The organism is Paracoccus sp. S3-43 (genome assembly GCF_029027965.1).
Taxonomy (GTDB): domain Bacteria; phylum Pseudomonadota; class Alphaproteobacteria; order Rhodobacterales; family Rhodobacteraceae; genus Paracoccus.
In genome coordinates this window covers 194,263-210,213 of sequence record NZ_CP119082.1, presented here as the reverse complement: position 1 = coordinate 210,213, position 15,951 = coordinate 194,263, and the positions used below count along the sequence as shown (strand labels likewise).

The 15,951-nt window shown below is 71.5% G+C and carries 13 protein-coding genes; 9 read left to right on the top strand and 4 right to left on the bottom strand.

All coding sequences use genetic code 11. The features are described 5' to 3' along the window. The first annotated feature begins 21 nt into the window (after positions 1 to 21). Genes PXD02_RS01010 through PXD02_RS01000 form a run of 3 tightly spaced genes read left to right on the top strand, consistent with a single transcriptional unit; the run spans position 22 to position 3,210 of the window. The gene (locus tag PXD02_RS01010) at positions 22 to 1,002 is read left to right on the top strand and encodes a thiamine ABC transporter substrate-binding protein (protein WP_275105134.1); all 981 of its coding nucleotides are present in this window, start codon (positions 22 to 24) and stop codon (positions 1,000 to 1,002) included. Further along, complete coding sequence (locus PXD02_RS01005; protein WP_275105133.1) at positions 978 to 2,525, top strand: ABC transporter permease family protein; 1,548 nt, start codon at positions 978 to 980, stop codon at positions 2,523 to 2,525. Before PXD02_RS01010 ends, PXD02_RS01005 begins: the two co-directional genes overlap by 25 nt. Continuing rightward, positions 2,518 to 3,210, top strand: coding sequence for a thiamine ABC transporter ATP-binding protein (locus tag PXD02_RS01000; RefSeq protein ID WP_275105132.1), 693 nt, complete (start codon positions 2,518 to 2,520; stop codon positions 3,208 to 3,210). Before PXD02_RS01005 ends, PXD02_RS01000 begins: the two co-directional genes overlap by 8 nt. Before the next feature lie 209 nt (positions 3,211 to 3,419). On the opposite strand, the gene truB is transcribed toward PXD02_RS01000, so the two are convergent. Genes truB through rbfA form a run of 3 tightly spaced genes read right to left on the bottom strand, consistent with a single transcriptional unit; the run spans position 3,420 to position 5,518 of the window. After that, positions 3,420 to 4,313, bottom strand: coding sequence for a tRNA pseudouridine(55) synthase TruB (gene truB, locus PXD02_RS00995; RefSeq protein ID WP_275105131.1), 894 nt, complete (start codon positions 4,311 to 4,313; stop codon positions 3,420 to 3,422). Positions 4,314 to 4,365: 52 nt separating this feature from the next. Then, positions 4,366 to 5,121, bottom strand: coding sequence for a phosphodiester glycosidase family protein (locus PXD02_RS00990; protein ID WP_275105130.1), 756 nt, complete (start codon positions 5,119 to 5,121; stop codon positions 4,366 to 4,368). Then, positions 5,111 to 5,518 carry a 30S ribosome-binding factor RbfA gene (rbfA, locus tag PXD02_RS00985; RefSeq protein WP_275105129.1) on the bottom strand — a complete coding sequence of 136 codons (408 nt, stop codon included), beginning with the start codon at positions 5,516 to 5,518 and terminating at the stop codon, positions 5,111 to 5,113. The genes PXD02_RS00990 and rbfA overlap by 11 nt, the downstream gene beginning before the upstream one ends. Before the next feature lie 73 nt (positions 5,519 to 5,591). Here rbfA and dapB point away from each other — a divergent pair, with 73 nt between their 5' ends. After that, positions 5,592 to 6,428 (top strand): 4-hydroxy-tetrahydrodipicolinate reductase, encoded by an 837-nt coding sequence (dapB, locus tag PXD02_RS00980; protein WP_275105128.1) that lies wholly within the window; start codon positions 5,592 to 5,594, stop codon positions 6,426 to 6,428. Beyond that, the gene (locus tag PXD02_RS00975) at positions 6,428 to 6,868 is read left to right on the top strand and encodes an HIT family protein (RefSeq protein WP_275105127.1); all 441 of its coding nucleotides are present in this window, start codon (positions 6,428 to 6,430) and stop codon (positions 6,866 to 6,868) included. Before dapB ends, PXD02_RS00975 begins: the two co-directional genes overlap by 1 nt. On the opposite strand, the gene PXD02_RS00970 is transcribed toward PXD02_RS00975, so the two are convergent. Then, on the bottom strand, positions 6,859 to 7,362 hold the full coding sequence (locus PXD02_RS00970; protein ID WP_275105126.1) for an SH3 domain-containing protein: 504 nt from the start codon (positions 7,360 to 7,362) through the stop codon (positions 6,859 to 6,861). The genes PXD02_RS00975 and PXD02_RS00970 overlap by 10 nt on opposite strands. 198 nt (positions 7,363 to 7,560) lie before the next feature. Between PXD02_RS00970 and tsaE the strand changes: the two genes are divergently transcribed. Genes tsaE through addA form a run of 4 tightly spaced genes read left to right on the top strand, consistent with a single transcriptional unit; the run spans position 7,561 to position 15,934 of the window. Beyond that, positions 7,561 to 8,961 carry a tRNA (adenosine(37)-N6)-threonylcarbamoyltransferase complex ATPase subunit type 1 TsaE gene (gene tsaE / locus PXD02_RS00965; protein WP_275105125.1) on the top strand — a complete coding sequence of 467 codons (1,401 nt, stop codon included), beginning with the start codon at positions 7,561 to 7,563 and terminating at the stop codon, positions 8,959 to 8,961. Next, positions 8,949 to 9,617, top strand: a complete 669-nt coding sequence (locus tag PXD02_RS00960; RefSeq protein WP_275105124.1) for a nucleotidyltransferase family protein — start codon at positions 8,949 to 8,951, stop codon at positions 9,615 to 9,617. Before tsaE ends, PXD02_RS00960 begins: the two co-directional genes overlap by 13 nt. After that, positions 9,610 to 12,570 (top strand): double-strand break repair protein AddB, encoded by a 2,961-nt coding sequence (gene addB / locus PXD02_RS00955; protein WP_275105123.1) that lies wholly within the window; start codon positions 9,610 to 9,612, stop codon positions 12,568 to 12,570. Before PXD02_RS00960 ends, addB begins: the two co-directional genes overlap by 8 nt. After that, complete coding sequence (gene addA, locus PXD02_RS00950) at positions 12,563 to 15,934, top strand: double-strand break repair helicase AddA (protein WP_275105122.1); 3,372 nt, start codon at positions 12,563 to 12,565, stop codon at positions 15,932 to 15,934. Before addB ends, addA begins: the two co-directional genes overlap by 8 nt. Positions 15,935 to 15,951: the final 17 nt, after the last annotated feature.

Below are 15,951 nucleotides of genomic sequence, written 5' to 3'. Positions count from 1 at the left end.
ATCCCATGAGAGGAGGCAGCGATGAAGATCCCCCTGATGATGGCCCTGCTGGCCGCGACCCCGGCCTTCGCGCAGGACAAGCCGGTCCTGACCGTCTATGCGGGCGAATCCATCACCAGCGAATGGGGCCCCGGCCCGAAGATCGAGCAGGGGTTCGAGGCCTTCTGCGCCTGCGACCTGCGCTTCCTGTCCGGCGACGAGCTGTCCCGCCTGCTGATGGAGGGCGAGCGGACCGAAGCCGATATCGTCTTCGGCCTGAACACCGACGTCACCGCGCGCGCCCGCGCATCCGGCCTGTTCGCGCCGCATGGGCAGGATACGTCCGATCTGTCGCTGCCGATCGCATGGACCGATCCGATCTTCCTGCCTTACAATTGGGGCGAAACCGCCTTCGTCTATGACGAGACGCGTCTGGAAAACCCGCCCGAAAGCTTCGCCGACCTGCTGGACGCGCCGGACGACCTGAAGATCGTGATCCAGGATCCGCGGTCCTCGGTCTCGGGGCTGGCGCTGCTGCTGTGGGTCAAGGCTGTCTATGGCGACAAGGCGCCGGACGCCTGGGCGAAGCTGGCGCCCAAGGTGCTGACCGTGACCAAGGGCTGGTCGGAATCCTACGGCATGTTCACGGAAGGAGAGGCCGACATGGTCCTGTCCTATACGACATCGCCCGCCTATCACATCGCCTCCGAAAACGACCGGACCAAGAAGGCCGCGATCTTCCCCGAAGGCCATTACTTCATGGCCGAGGTGGCGGCGCAGGTCCGCACCACCGACCAGCCGGAACTGGCGCAGCAATTCATGGACTGGATCCTGACGCCCGACTTTCAGCGGGTGATCCCGCTGGCGAACTGGTCGCTGCCCGCCAAGCTACCGCAGGCCGAATGGCCGCAGGTGATGCGCGGCCTGCCGCGCCCCGAAAAGACCCTGTTCTATACCGAGGACGAGGCCGAGGCGCTGCGACAGCCCGCGCTTGACGAATGGTTGCGGGCATTTTCCGGCTGACGCGAGCCGAGGTCGGGGGCGCAGCCGTCGCCACCGGCCTGGGGCTGCTGATCCTGGGCACGCTGACCGCCGTCACCTGGTCCGCGCGGGGGCTGACGGGGCTTGGCCCCTGGGACTGGCGCGCGGTGTGGTTCACGATCTGGCAGGCGGCAGTATCGGCCACGCTGTCGGCGGCCCTGGCGGTCCCGGTGGCGCGCGCCCTGGCCCGGCGGCGCTTTCCGGGGCGCGGGGTTCTGGTCACGCTGCTGGGCGCGCCCTTCATCCTGCCGGTGATCGTGGCGATCATGGGGCTGATCGCGGTCTTCGGCCGCAGCGGCGCGGTGAACGACGCCCTGCGCCTGATCGGCCTGCCCGAGGTCAGCATCTATGGCTGGCAGGGGGTGATTCTGGCGCATGTCTTCTTCAACCTGCCGCTGTCGGTGCGGCTGATCCTGCAAGGCTGGCAGGCGATCCCGGCGGAACGCTTCCGTCTGGCCGCGTCGCTGGGCTTTGCCCCCCGCGACACCGCGCGGCATCTGGAACGGCCGATGCTGCGGGCGGTGCTGCCGGGTGTCTGGCTGGCGGTGTTCCTGGTCTGCCTGACCAGCTTCACCGTCGCCTTGGCGCTTGGCGGCGGGCCGCGCGCGACGACCGTGGAACTGGCGATCTATCAGGCCTTCCGCTTCGATTTCGACCTGGGCCGGGCGGCCAGCCTGGGGCTGATCCAGATCGCGATCTGCGTGGCGGCGATGGGCCTGGCCCGATGGATCGCGATCCCGGCAGCGTTCGGGGCGGGGCTGGACGCGGCCCACCACCCCGCCGTGCCGGGGGGCTGGCGGCGGCTGGCCGATGCGCTTGTGATCACAGGGGCGGCGGGCTTCCTGATCTGGCCGATGGCGGCGGTCACGGCGCGCGGCCTGCCCCGCATCCCCGCCCTGCCGCCCGAGATGTGGGAGGCCGCGCTGCGGTCCATCGTCATGGCGCTGATCTCGGCCCTGCTGGCGCTGATCCTGTCGCTGGTGCTGGCCCTGTCGCTGGCGCGCGGGCGGATGCGCTGGATCGAGGCGGCGGGGATGCTGCCGCTGATCGCCTCGCCCCTGGTGCTGGGGACCGGGCTGTTCATCCTGCTGCGCCCCTGGGTCGCGCCGCAGGCGATGGCGCTGCCGGTGACGGTCGCGATCAACGCGGTCATGGCCCTGCCCTTCGGCCTGCGGGCTCTGATCCCGGCGGCGCGGAGCCTGCATCAGGACTATGGGCGGCTGGCCGATTCGCTGGATCTGCGCGGGCTGGCGCGGCTGCGGCTGCTGACCCTGCCGCGCCTGGCCCGGCCGCTGGGCTTCGCGGGCGGGCTGGCGGCGGCCTTGGCGATGGGCGATCTGGGTGTGATCACATTGTTCGCCGCCGACCGGCCGACGCTGCCCTTGCAGCTGTATCAGCTGATGAACGCCTATCGCATGGACGATGCGGCGGCTTGCGCGGTGCTGCTGATGGCGATCAGCTTCGGGCTGTTCTGGATCTTCGACAAGGGGGGCCGCCTTGCTTGAATTCGACGCCCTCCGCGCGACGCGCGGCGCCTTCAGCCTGACCGCCGACCTGACCGTCGAAGCGGGCGCGCGGGTGGCGGTGATCGGCCCGTCGGGGTCGGGAAAATCCACGCTGCTGTCGCTGGTGGGCGGGTTCCTGGCGCTGGATCGTGGGCGGATCCGGCTGGCCGGTCAGGACATCACCGCCCTGCCGCCGGGGCGGCGTCCGGTGTCGATGCTGTTCCAGGACCAGAACCTGTTCCCGCACCTGACGGTGGCGCAGAACGTGGGCCTGGGCCTGCGCCCCGACCTGCGGCTGTCCGAACCCCAGCGCTGCCGCGTGGCGCAGGTTCTGGCCGAGGTCGGGTTGGAGGGGATGGAGAATCGCCGCCCCGCCAACCTGTCGGGCGGCCAGCAAGGCCGCGTGGCCCTGGCCCGCGTGCTGCTGCGGGCGCGTCCGGTGCTGCTGCTGGACGAGCCCTTCGCGGCCCTTGGCCCGGCGCTGAAGGCCGAGATGCTGGGGCTGCTGGGGCGCATCGCCGACCAGACCAGGGCCACGGTGCTGATGGTGACGCATGATCCCGACGACGCCCGCAGCTTTGCCCCGCAGACGATCCTGGTCGATGACGGCGTGGCCCATCCGCCGGTCGCGACCGGGCCGCTGCTGGACAATCCGCCGCCGGGGCTGCGGGCTTATCTGGGGTGATCGACCGGAGTTGGCGAAGGCCATCGCCTTCCCCCCGTCGCGCCATATCAAGCTGAACCGCCGGGCCTTCAAGGCCCGGCCAGCGCCCGCCCCGCCCTCGGCGGGCGCCGGCCTTCCGTGGTCGTGGGACTGCGCCGTCTCTGGTTGCACCGTAGCGCGAAGGGCGGGGGAAACGCAGTGCGTTTCCTGATCCCGCCCTCCAAAGCGGGCTACAGGTTGAATACCCGTTCCGGCTGCACCGTGCCACCCTGATAGCGGCCGATGCAGACCGGCCCCTTGGCATCCGCGACCCAGACCAGATCGCCCCATTCCGCCGTGCCCGTCACCTGTCCCGGATTGCCGTTGCGGATCCGCACCGCGCCCTCGGGCGTGGCGCGCAGCATCGGCAGGTCGGCCAGCGCCACCTCCAGCGGCAGAAGCTGGCCGTCGAGCCAGTCCTGCGCCTCGCGGTCGATGCGGTCGAAGGGCACCGCCTCGCTGGCGTCGAAAGGCCCCGACCAGATGCGGCGCAGATGCGCGACATGGCCCAGGCAGCCGAGCGTGCGGCCCAGGTCGCGCGCGATGGAGCGGACATAGCCGCCCTTGCCGCAAACCATCTGAAACCGCGCGGTGTTGTGATCACAATCCAGCAAGCTCAGGCTGTCAACCCAGAGGGGACGGGCGGCCAGGTCCAGTTCCTCGCCCTCACGCGCCAGGTCATAGGCGCGCAGGCCATCGACCTTGACGGCGGAAAAGGCCGGGGGAACCTGCATGATCTGGCCGGTAAAGGCGGGCAGCGCGGCCTGGATGGCGGCACGGTCGGGCCGGGCCTCGGACCGGCGCAGCACCTCGCCCGAGGCGTCGTCGGTCGTCGTCTCGGCCCCCCAGGTGACCGTGAAGTCATAGCATTTCAGCGCGTCGGTAATGGTGGCGACGGTCTTGGTCGCCTCGCCCAAGGCCACGGCCAGGACGCCGGTCGCGTCGGGATCCAGCGTTCCCGCATGGCCCGCCTTCTTCGCATCCAGCGCCCAGCGGACCTTGGCCACCACCGCGGTCGATCCGACCCCGGCGGGCTTGTCCACGATCAGCCAGCCATTGATGTCGCGGCCCTTCTTGCGTGCCATGGGCTCCCCTTGCAAACGGAAGGCGGCGGCATAGCCAGCCGCCCGCGCAAGGTCAACCTGCGCTGTCCACCAGCCCGATGATCGGCCCCAGCGACCGGCCGAAATCGGCCCGGTTCACCCCCGGCGCATAGAGCCTGCTGATCGACCCGTCGAAATAGAGCGCATCGCGCACCCCCAGCCCGTCGCGGAACAGCCGCCCGAATTCGTGGAAGGTCACCGCCCGGTCGGAAATCGCGAACCACGCCCTCTGCCCGTCGGGCGACACGCCGACGCCGTTGCGGATATAGCGGCTGTCGGAATCGACCAGAAAACGCGGGTGCAGGTCGCCGTCGATCACCAGCATCGGCCCGGATTGCGTGGCAAGGCGGCAGTTGGGGCGGGCGGCGGCAAAGGTGCGGCTTTCGATCACCTGGAAGGGCCGCGCGCCGCCGGTGCAGAAGACGCCGTTCGGCAGCATCCCGAAATTGTCGTTGCTGCCGCCGGTGACGAGGGGCTGCAACTCCTCCCCGTCGATGACCAGCAGGCCCACCGGGCGGTAATCGGCGTGATACATGCCCGCGTTCATCGCGAAGGCCAGGCTCTCGCCCTGTGCCAGCGTGGCGCGGACATTGTTGAAATTGCGCAAGGGCTGGCCGTCCGGCCCGTCCTGCCACAGCCGCAGCGCGGGTTCCTGATCGGCGGATACCTCGCACACCACATAGCCCTGGCCGTCATGGGTTATCCGCCCGCAGCCGTCCGCCGCAGCCGGGATCGCCATCGCCAGCAGCATCCCGGCCGCCACGCCCAGGGGACGCAGGTCAATCGTCATCCGCGCCTTCCACGTCGCGGCGCACGCGTTCCTCGGCGAACAGGCGGCGGGTGTCGTCCATGCGGTCGAAGGTCTCGTCCAGCTGGAAGCGCAGTTGCGGCGCGTATTTCAGCGTCATCGCCTTGGCGACCAGATGGCGCAGTTCGGGCGCGTTGCGGCGCAGGGCGGCCAGCGCGTCCTCGGCATCGTGACCGCCCAGCGGCAGGACATAGGCGGTCGCCACCTTCAGGTCGGGCGAGGTGCGGACCTCGCCCACGGTGATCGAATGGCGGTTGAGATCCGGGTCGTGCACGCCGGCGCGCAGCAGCACGTCCGACAGGGTGCGGCGGATCAGCTCGCCCACGCGAAGCTGGCGCTGCGAGGGGCCGGGGCCATGGGAAAAACGGTTCTGTGCCATGCGTCCCGATGTAGGGGGTCGCGGGCCGCGCCGCAACGGGATATGACGCGGGGGACAGCCAGCGGAGGCCCTCATGAGCGATTTGCAGAACACCGACGCGCCCGCCCTGCCGGGGATCGTCGTCACCGGCGCCTCGGGGCGGATGGGGCAGATGCTGGTCCGGCTGATCGCGGACAACCCCGAGGTGCGGCTGGCGGGCGCGCTGGAACGGCCCGGCCATGCGTGGATCGGGCGCGACGTGGGCGAGGCGATGGGCGGCGCGCCCTTGGGCGTCACGGTCAGCGACGATGCGGTGGCGGTGATCGCGCAGGCGCAGGCGGTGATCGACTTCACCGCGCCCGCCGCGACGGTCGCCTTCGCCGAACTGACCGCGCAGGCCCGCGCGGTGCATGTGATCGGCACCACCGGGCTGGAACAGGCGCATCTGGATTACCTCAAGGCCGCCGCCCGCCACGCGCCGATCATCCGCGCGGGCAACATGAGCCTGGGCGTCAACCTGCTGGTCGGCCTGACCCGCAAGGTCGCCGCCGCCCTGGGGACCGATTGGGACATCGAGGTGGTCGAGGCGCATCACCGCATGAAGGTCGACGCGCCCTCGGGCACCGCGCTGATGCTGGGCGAGGCCGCCGCCGAGGGGCGCGGCGCTGCCCTGGCCGACCTGCGCACCCCCGCGCGCGAGGGGATCACCGGCGCGCGGGTGCCGGGGTCCATCGGTTTCGCCGCCATCCGCGGCGGCGACGTGGTGGGCGAACATGACGTGATCTTCGCGGGCGAGGGCGAACGGATCGTGCTGCGGCACCTGGCGACCGACCGGGCGATCTTCGCGCGCGGCGCCATCCGCGCGGCGATCTGGGGCCAGGACAAGGGGCCGGGCGAATACGACATGCAGGACGTGCTGGGGCTGAACTGATGACGGCCGCCGAAGATTGCCTGTTCTGCCGGATCGCGGCGGGCGAACTGCCCGCCCATGTCCTGCACGAGGACGACCATATCCTGGCCTTCCTGGATCTGTATCCGGTGCGGCCGGGCCATGCCCTGGTGATCCCCAAGGCGCATCATGTCTGGTTCGAGGATCTGCCCCCCGATCTGGCGACCCGCATCACCACCTGCGCGCAGGGACTGGCCCGCGCGATGAAGCGGCTTTACGGCGTGCCGCGCGTGGCGATGGTCTATACCGGCGTCCATGTCGCCCATGCCCACGCCCATGTCGTGCCGATGCATCATGTCCATGACGTGACCTCGCTGGCCTATCTGGGCGAGGGGCCGGACGGCTTCACCACGCCGCCGCAATTGCCGCCCGAGGAGATGGCGCGGATCGCGGGCGACCTGAAGGCGGCGCTTCAGGGCTGAATCAGGCAGCAGCCCGACAGCATCCGGGGCCGGTCGCCATGGATCACCAGCGTTGCCGACAGCCCATGAAGCCGGTCCGACATGCCGTCCGAACAGATCCGCGGCTGCGCCACCAGCGTCATGTCCCGCGCCACCACCACCCGCGCCGGATCGCGGAAGATGCCCGTGTCCAGCACCGCCTGGACGGGGCGGCGGTCGCCCCCCTGATCCTCGGGGCTGCGCAGGACCAGATCGCCGTCTTCGCGCTTGGCGTCCCAGAACGGCTCGGTCCCCAGGCAGCGGAAACCGGCGGGCAGCGCGCCCGGCTGCCAGACATCGCTGCGATAGGCCAGATGGCGCATCGAGACCCAGCCCGACGACTCACCCGCGTTGACCCGGCCCCAGCCGCGCCGTTCCTCGATCACCTCGATCCGCCGGGCGTCGGGGGCCAGGGTGCCGATGACCGTCGCCTGGGCGTTCGGTTCGGCCCGGATGTTCAGGACATCGCTTGCCACGACGCCCGTCACGTCGAACAGGGTGGGTAGGATATAGTCCTGCGTCGCGGCGGCGGGCCGGCCAGGGCCAGCGTCAGGGCAAGGGTGCGGAACATGAGCAATCCTTTTTCCGGCAGTCTAGCGGTTTCGGCGCCGAAGGCCACCGGGGTCCGTTCACGGATGGTTCCCCCCGCCCGCCGAAGCGGCTAGAACAGCCCCATGACGACGCGCCTGACCGCAGACCAAGACCTGACCGCCGCCCTGGCACGGATGCTGGCCGCCACGGCCCGGCCCGGCGACACGATCCTGCTGGACGGGCCGGTGGGGGCGGGCAAGACTCATTTCGCCCGCGCCTTCATCCGCGCCCGTCAGGGCGAGGCGGCCGAGGACGTGCCCAGCCCGACCTTCACGCTGGTCCAGACCTATGACGACCCGCTGGGCACCGAGATCTGGCACGCCGATCTGTATCGCCTGACCGATCCGTCCGAACTGGCCGAACTGGGCCTGGACGAGGCGCTGACCGACGCCATCTGCCTGATCGAATGGCCCGACCGGCTGGAGCACCTGCCGGACGGCGCGATCACCGTTGCCATCGCCGCCCAGGCCGACCCGGATCTGCGCGACATCACCCTGATCGCCCCGGACGCCGCCCGCATCGCCGCCCGCGCGGGGTTCGTGGCGCGGGCGGGATGGGGGGATGCGCGGGTGGTGCCGCTGGCCGGCGACGCCTCGGCCCGGCGCTATTTCCGGCTGGTCGGGAAGCGGGGCAGCGCGGTGCTGATGGACGATCCCTCGGGCGGCTGCGCGGCTTTCCTGGCGATGACCGGCTGGCTGCGCGGCCACGGCTTCGGCGCGCCCGCGATCCTGGCGCAGGATCCGGCGGCGGGGCTGCTGCTTGTTCAGGATCTGGGCGACGATCTGGTCGCCCGCGTGCTGGAACGCGACCCGGCGCTGGCCCCCGCGATCTATGACCGGATCGCGGATCTGCTGGTCGATCTGCACCGCCATCCGGTGCCGGATTTCGTGTCGCCGCTGGATGGGCCGACGCTTGCCGACCAGGTGGGCCTGTTCGCGGAGTGGTATCCCCAGGCGGCGGGCGCGGCGGGGGGTCAGGACATCGCCCCCCTGATCGCCCGGCTTCATGCCGACCTTGCCGCCGACATCCCCCCGGTCCTGTCCCTGCGCGATTTCCATGCCGAGAACCTGGTCTGGCGCGGCGACGCCCCTCTGGGTCTGATCGACTATCAGGACGCGGTGACCTGCCATCCGGCCTATGACCTGGTGTCCGCGCTGCAGGACGCGCGGCGCGACGTCGACCCCGCCATCGAGGCCGCCTGCGTCAGCCGCTATCTGGCCGCGACCGGCATGGACGCCCGGCGATTCCGCGCCGCCTATGCGCTGCTGGGGGCGCAGCGGAACCTGCGGATCCTGGGCATCTTCACCCGGCTGTGCCTGCGCGACGGCAAGCCGCGATATCTGGACTTCATGCCGCGCGTCTGGGGATATGTCGGGCGCAACCTCGCCCATCCGGCGCTGGCCCCGCTGGCGCGGGCGGTCCACGCCCTGCCCGCCCCCGACGCCGCCGTTGTCGAAAGGATCCGCGCCCGATGCGCCCGCTGATGATCTTTGCCGCCGGGCTCGGCACGCGGATGCGGCCGCTGACCGACACCCTGCCGAAGCCCCTGATCCCGGTCGCGGGCCGCACCCTGCTGGACCGGGCGCTGGATCTGGGGCGGGACGCCGGGGCCGGGCCGGTGGTCGTGAACACGCATTACCTGGGCGACCGGATCGCCGCGCATCTGGCGGGCCGCGACGTGGCGATCAGCGATGAACCCGGCACGATCCTGGACACCGGCGGCGGCTTGCGCCAGGCGCTGCCCTTGCTGGGCCAAGGCCCGGTGATGACGCTGAACCCCGATGTGGTCTGGACCGGGCCGAACCCGCTGGCCGCGCTGAACGCCGCCTGGCAGGCCGAGATGGAGGCGCTCTTGATGCTGGTGCCGCTGGACCGGGCCACCGGGCGGCAGGGGGCGGGCGATTTCAGCCTGGACGCGGCGGGCCGCATCAGCCGCCGGGGCGATTTCGTCTATGCCGGCGCGCAGATCATCCGCACCGACCGGCTGGCCGGGATCCCCGAGGCCGCCTTTTCGCTGAACCGCCTGTGGGATCTGCTGATCGCCGAGGGCCGGGCCTTCGGCATCGTCCATCCGGGCGGCTGGGGCGACGTGGGCTATCCCGAGGCGATCCCCCTGGCCGAGGCGGTGCTGGATGCGTGAGCCTGCTTTCCGCGGCCTTTTCGCCCTGCCGCCGGGCGTCGATTTCGCCCATGAATTCGTGGCGGGCTTCCTGGACCGCATGGCCGGACAGCCGCCCGAGGCGATGGCCCGCGTCACCATCTATGCCAATGCCGCGCGCACGCTGGCGGACCTGAAATGCGCCTTCGACCTGCGCGGCCCGCTGCTGCTGCCGCGCCTGCTGCCGGTCACGAACCTGGACATCCCCGCCCTGCTGAACCAGCCCGAGGCCGCGCCGCTGGCCCGGCGGCTGCAACTGGCCCGGCTGGTGGCGGGGCTGCTGAAGACCCGGCCCGACCTGGCCTCGGGCCATTCCATCGCGGCGCTTGCCCGGTCGCTGGCCGATCTGATGCAGGAAATGCAGTCCGAGGGCCTGGCCGCCGACGCGCTGGAGGGCATCGACACCGGCGATCACGCCCGGCACTGGCAGAACGCCCTGATCTTCCTGCGCATCGCCGCGCGGTTCCACCTGGACGGCCCGCCGATGGACCGCGCCGCGCGCCAGAGGCTGGCTGCGGAAACCCTGCTGCATGACTGGTCGCGGGGCGTGGACCTGCCCGACGGGCCGGTGATCGTCGCCGGATCGACCGGATCGCATGGCGCCACGCGGCTGTTCATGCAGGCGGTGGCCGGCCTGCCCGAAGGCGCGGTGGTGCTGCCGGGCTTCGATTTCGACCAGCCGCAAGCGGTCTGGGACGGCCTGGACCACGCGGTCGAGGATCATCCCCAGGCCCGCTTCGCCCCGCTGATCCAGGCCCTGGGCCGCCCGGCCCGCTGGACCGCCACCCTGCCGCCGGTGCCCGCCCGCAACCGGCTGGTGTCGCTGGCGCTGCGCCCCGCGCCCGTCACCGACCAGTGGATCGCCGAAGGCCCGCGCCTGCCCGACCTGATCGCGCCGACCGAGGGGCTGACCCTGATCGAGACCGAACAGCCGGGGCAAGAGGCCGAGGTGATCGCCCTGATCCTGCGCGATTGCGCCGAACGCCACGCGCCCGCCACGCTGATCGCGGCGGATGGCAACCTGATCCGGCGGGTCGGGGCCGCGCTGGACCGCTGGCGGCTGTGCCCGGACGAAAGCGCGGGCCAGCCGCTGTCCTTGACCGCGCACGGGCTGTTCCTGCGCCAGATCGCCGCCCTGTTCGGCGAGGCGCTGAGCATCGACCGCCTGCTGGTGCTGCTGAAACATCCCTTGGCCCTGACCGGATCGCCCCTGGTCGGCGCGAACGAGGCGCGGCTGCTGGCCCGCGACCTGGAACTGGACCTGCGCCGCAACGGCCCGGCCTTCCCGGACGGCGAATGCCTGCGGAACTGGGCCGCGAGGGGCGACGCGCTGCGCAAGACCTGGGCGGAATGGCTGGCCTCTATGCTGGACCGGATCACCCCCTTTGCGGCCGACCGCCCGGCGCGGCCCCTGCCCGACCGGCTGCGCGACCTTCTGGCCCTGGCGGATGCGCTTGCCGCCGGTCCCGGCGGCGATCCCGCCGCGTCCCGGCTGTGGCAGGACCGCGAAGGCTCGCTTCTGCGATCGACCATGGATCATCTGGCGGAACACGCGGCCCAGGGACCGGATCTGGGCGCGCAGGATTTCTGCGCCCTGCTGCTGGACGAACTGCACCAGCAATCCGTGCGGATCGACGGCGACGCCCATTACCTGCATATCCGCGGCCCGCGAGAGGCGCGGATCGTCGGCCACGGCCTGGTGATCCTGTCGGGGCTGAACGAAGGCGGCTGGCCCCAGCAGCTCAAGCCCGATCCCTGGCTGTCGCGGCAGATGCGGCTGGCCGCCGGGCTGCCGCTGCCGGAACGCCAGATCGGCCTGGCCGCGCATGACTTCCAGCAGGCGATGGGGGTGGAACAGGTGATCCTGACCCGCGCCCGCCGCGATGCCGAGGCCGAGACGATCCCGTCCCGCTGGCTGAACCGGCTGACCAACCTGATGGGCGGCCTGCCCGAACGCGGCGGCCCGCAGGCGCTTGCGGCGATGCGGGCGCGGGGCGACGCCTGGCTGGCCCTGGCGGCGGCGGTGTCCCGGCCGGCGCGCGCGCGGCCGCCCTGCGCCCGGCCCGCGCCGATCCCACCCGCGCCGCCCTTCCGCGACCTGCCGGTGACGGATGTGTCGCTGCTGATCCGCGATCCCTATGCGGTCTATGCCAAGCGCGTCCTGGGCCTGCGCCCGCTGCCCGCCCTGCGCCCCGAACCCGATGCCGCCCTGCGCGGCCAGACGCTGCACTCCATCGTCGAGGCCTGGCTGGGCACCAGGCCGGATCCCGGCATGACCCACGCGGCGCTGAAGGCCCGGTTCCTGGCCCTGACCGCCGCGATCCTGGAACGCGACGTGCCCTGGCCCGCCGCCCGCGCCTTCTGGGCCGCGCGGATGGAGCGGATCGCCGACCGGATCGTGGCCGACGAACTGGTCCGCCTGGCCGAGGGCCGCCCGGTGATCGTCGAAAAGCGCGGCAAGGTGGCCCTGGGGGGCATGGATTTCACCCTGACCGCCAAGCCCGACCGGATCGACCTGCTGCATGACGGGCGGGTGATGATCTATGACTACAAATCCGGCAAGCCGCCCACCGACAAGCAGATCGCGGCCTTCGACAAGCAGCTGATCCTGGAAGCCGCGATGGCCCGGCGCGGCGGCTTCGACGCGCTTGGCCCGGTGGATGTCGCGGGGATCCGCTATATCCAGCTTGGCGGAGAGGGCGAGACCCAGATCCGCGACCATTCCCCCGATCTGGAGGACGAGAACTGGGACGGCTTCCTGCGGCTGGTCGCGGCCTATCTGGCGGGGGATACCGGCTTCACGTCGCTGCGGGCGCCCGAACAGACCACCTATGCGGGCGATTACGATCATCTGGCGCGGTTCGGCGAATGGTCGCTGGCCGATGCCCCGCAGGTCGAGAAGGTCGGGGTGGACCAGGGAAACGCGCATGAATGAAGCCAGCCTGAACCAGATCGCCGCCGCCGATCCCTTGCGGTCCACCTGGCTCACGGCCAATGCCGGGTCGGGCAAGACCCGCGTGCTGACCGACCGGGTGGCGCGGCTGCTGCTGGCGGGGACCGCGCCCGAACGCATCCTGTGCCTGACCTATACCAAGGCCGCCGCGACCGAGATGCAGAACCGCCTGCTGCGCCGCCTGGGCCAATGGGCGATGCTGCCCGAGGACGCGCTGCGCCGCGAACTGGCCGACCTGGGCGAGGACCGCGAACCCGACCTGGCCGAGGCGCGCCGCCTGTTCGCCCGCGCCATCGAGACGCCGGGCGGGCTGAAGGTCCAGACCATCCACAGCTTCTGCGCGGCCCTGCTGCGCCGCTTCCCGCTGGAGGCGGGCGTGCCGATGGGGTTCCGGGAACTGGACGACCGCTCGGCCCGCGTGCTGCGCGCGCAGATCCTGGACCGGATGGCCGCCGACGGCGATCCGGCGATCCGCGACCTGACCTCGCTTGTCTCGGGCGACGACCTGGACGGCTTCCTGTCGGGCCTGGCCGAGGCCGATTTCGCCCGCGACCCCGATCCCGCGCCGATCTGGCGGTCCTTCGGCCTGCCCCCCGGCCTGGACGAAGGATCGCTGCTGGCCCGCGCCTTCGACGGGTCCGAGGGCGACCTGCTGGGCGCGCTGATCCCGATCCTGTCGGGCAGCGGCGCCAAGGACAGCAAGCTGGCCGAACAGCTTGCCAAAGGCAATTGGCGCGATCCGGGCCTGGCCGACCTGCATCTGCTGTGCAGATGCCTACTGTTCGGCGCGACCGCCAAGGCCCCCTTCGGTCCCAAGATCGGCGACATCCCGACCAAGGCCCTGCGCCAGGGCGCCTGCGCGCCCTTCATGGCCGATCTGGACGCGCTGATGGCCCGCGTGGCCGATGCGCGCCCCCTGGCCCTGGGCCTGACGTTGGCGCAGAAGACCCTGGCCCTGCACCGCTTCGCCCACAGCTTCACCCGGCTGGTGGCGGTGGAAAAATCCGCGCAGGGCTGGCTGGATTTCGACGACCTGATCCGCCGCACCGCCGAACTGCTGGAGGAATCCAGCATGGCGCAATGGGTTCTGTGGCGGCTGGACGGCGGCATCGACCATATCCTTGTGGACGAGGCGCAGGACACCAGCCCCGAACAATGGCGGGTGATCCGGCGGCTGACCGACGAATTCACCAGCGGCCAGGGCGCGCATGACCGTCCCCGCACGCTGTTCGTGGTGGGCGATCCGAAACAGTCGATCTATTCCTTCCAGGGCGCCGACATCGCGGTCTTCGAATCGGTCCGCGACCGCTTCCGCCAGGATTTCGAGGCCGTGGCCCAGCCCATGCAGCAGCGCGAGCTGGCTCATTCCTTCCGGTCGTCCCCGGCGATCCTGTCGCTGGTCGATACCGTCTTCCAGAGCGACGCCGCGCAGGGCCTGGGCGACCCGCCCCGCCACATCGCCTTCCGGGACAGCCTGCCCGGCCGGGTGGACATCTGGCCGCCGCTGCCCGAACCCGACAAGCCCGACCGCGGCGACTGGACGACGCCGGTCGACGCGCCCGCCGAAAACGCCGCCGACACGCAACTGGCCCGCGCCGTCGCGCGCGAGGTCGGGGCCATCGTCGGCACGCCCATCACCGACGCCAAGACCGGCCAGGTCCGCGCCATCGGGCCGGGCGACATCCAGATCCTGGTGCAGCGCCGGGCCGGGCTGTTCGACGACCTGATCCGCGAATTGAAGGCGGCAGGCCTGCCCGTGGCGGGCGCCGACCGGCTGAAGCTGGCCGCCGAACTGGCCGTGCGCGACATCACCGCCACGCTGTCTGTCGTCTCGACCCCCGAGGACGACCTTTGCCTGGCCGCGATCCTGCGCTCGCCCCTGTTCGGGCTGACCGAGGACGACCTGTATCGCCTGGCGGCAGGCCGGGGGCCGCATTACCTGTGGGAACGGCTGCGCGCATCGCCGCATCGCCTGGCCTACGAGGTGCTGAACGACCTGATGTCGAAGGCCGACCAGCTGCGCCCCTATGAACTGATCTCTCGGCTGCTGGTGCGCCACGGGGGCCGCGCCGCCCTGCTGGCCCGCCTTGGACCCGAGGCCGAGGACGGCATCGACGAACTGCTGTCGCAGGCCCTGGCCTATGACGCGGTGGAAACGCCCTCGCTGACGGGGTTCCTGGTCTGGCTGGGCCGCGACGACGTGCAGGTCAAGCGGCAGTTGCCGGGCGGCGGCGGCGGGCTGATCCGGGTGATGACGGTCCACGGATCGAAGGGGCTGGAAAGCCCGGTGGTGATCCTGCCCGAAACCCGCAGGCGCCGGGCCGGGCGCGGCCAGCCGCTGATCCGCCTGGACGACCGGCCCGCCTGGCGCGGCAGCGCCGCCGACCGCCCCGACCCGGTGGCGGAAGCCGTGGCCGACCTCGAGCTGCGCCAGGAACAGGAACGGCGGCGGCTTCTGTATGTGGCGATGACGCGGGCGGAAAGCTGGCTGATCGTGGCGGCGGCGGGCGATTGCGGATCGGGGCTGGACTCGTGGCATTCGATGATCGCCAGCGGCGCCGAACGCTGCGCCCTGCCCCGCGCCGACATCGAGATCGAAGGCATCGGCACCGCGCAGCGCCTGTCCTTCGGCGACTGGCCCGATCTGCCGGTCAGCCTGGCGCGCGCGCCCGCGCCGCCGGTGCGCCGCCCCGACTGGTCCGACCGCCCCGCCCCGCCGCCGCCGCCGCGCCTGCGGGCCGTGGCCGCCACTGCCCTGGGCGGGGCCAAGGTGATCGGCGGCCCGGAGGGGGACGGCGATCCGACGGCGGCCATGCTGCGCGGCACCCGGCTGCATCTTCTGCTGGAACGCCTGCCGCACCTGCCGCCCGCCGATTGGCCGCAGCGCGCGCGCGCCCTGCTGGCGGGGGCCGATGGCGGGCTGCCCGACGCGGCGGAACTGGCGGATCTGCTGGCCGAGGCGGCGGCGGTCATCACCGCCCCCGACCTGGCGGGGATCATGACGCCCGGTCCCGGCGCGCAGATCCTGTCCGAGGTCGCGCTGACCGCGCCTCTGCCGGTCCTGGGCATGATCCATGGCGCCGTCGACCGGCTGATCGTCACCGACGACCGGATCCTGGCCGTGGACTATAAATCGAACGCCGTCGTGCCCGACCGCCCCGAGGACACGCCCGAAGGGATCCTGCGCCAGATGGCCGCCTATCGCGCCGCGCTGCGGATGATCTGGCCCGCCCGTCCGGTGCGGATCGCGGTGCTGTGGACCGCCGCCCGCCGCCTGATGCCGATCCCCGACCCGGTCCTGGATCAGGTCATGGCCGCCCTTGACCGGCGCGCCATGGCTTCTTAGCTGTAGAGACCAGCCTT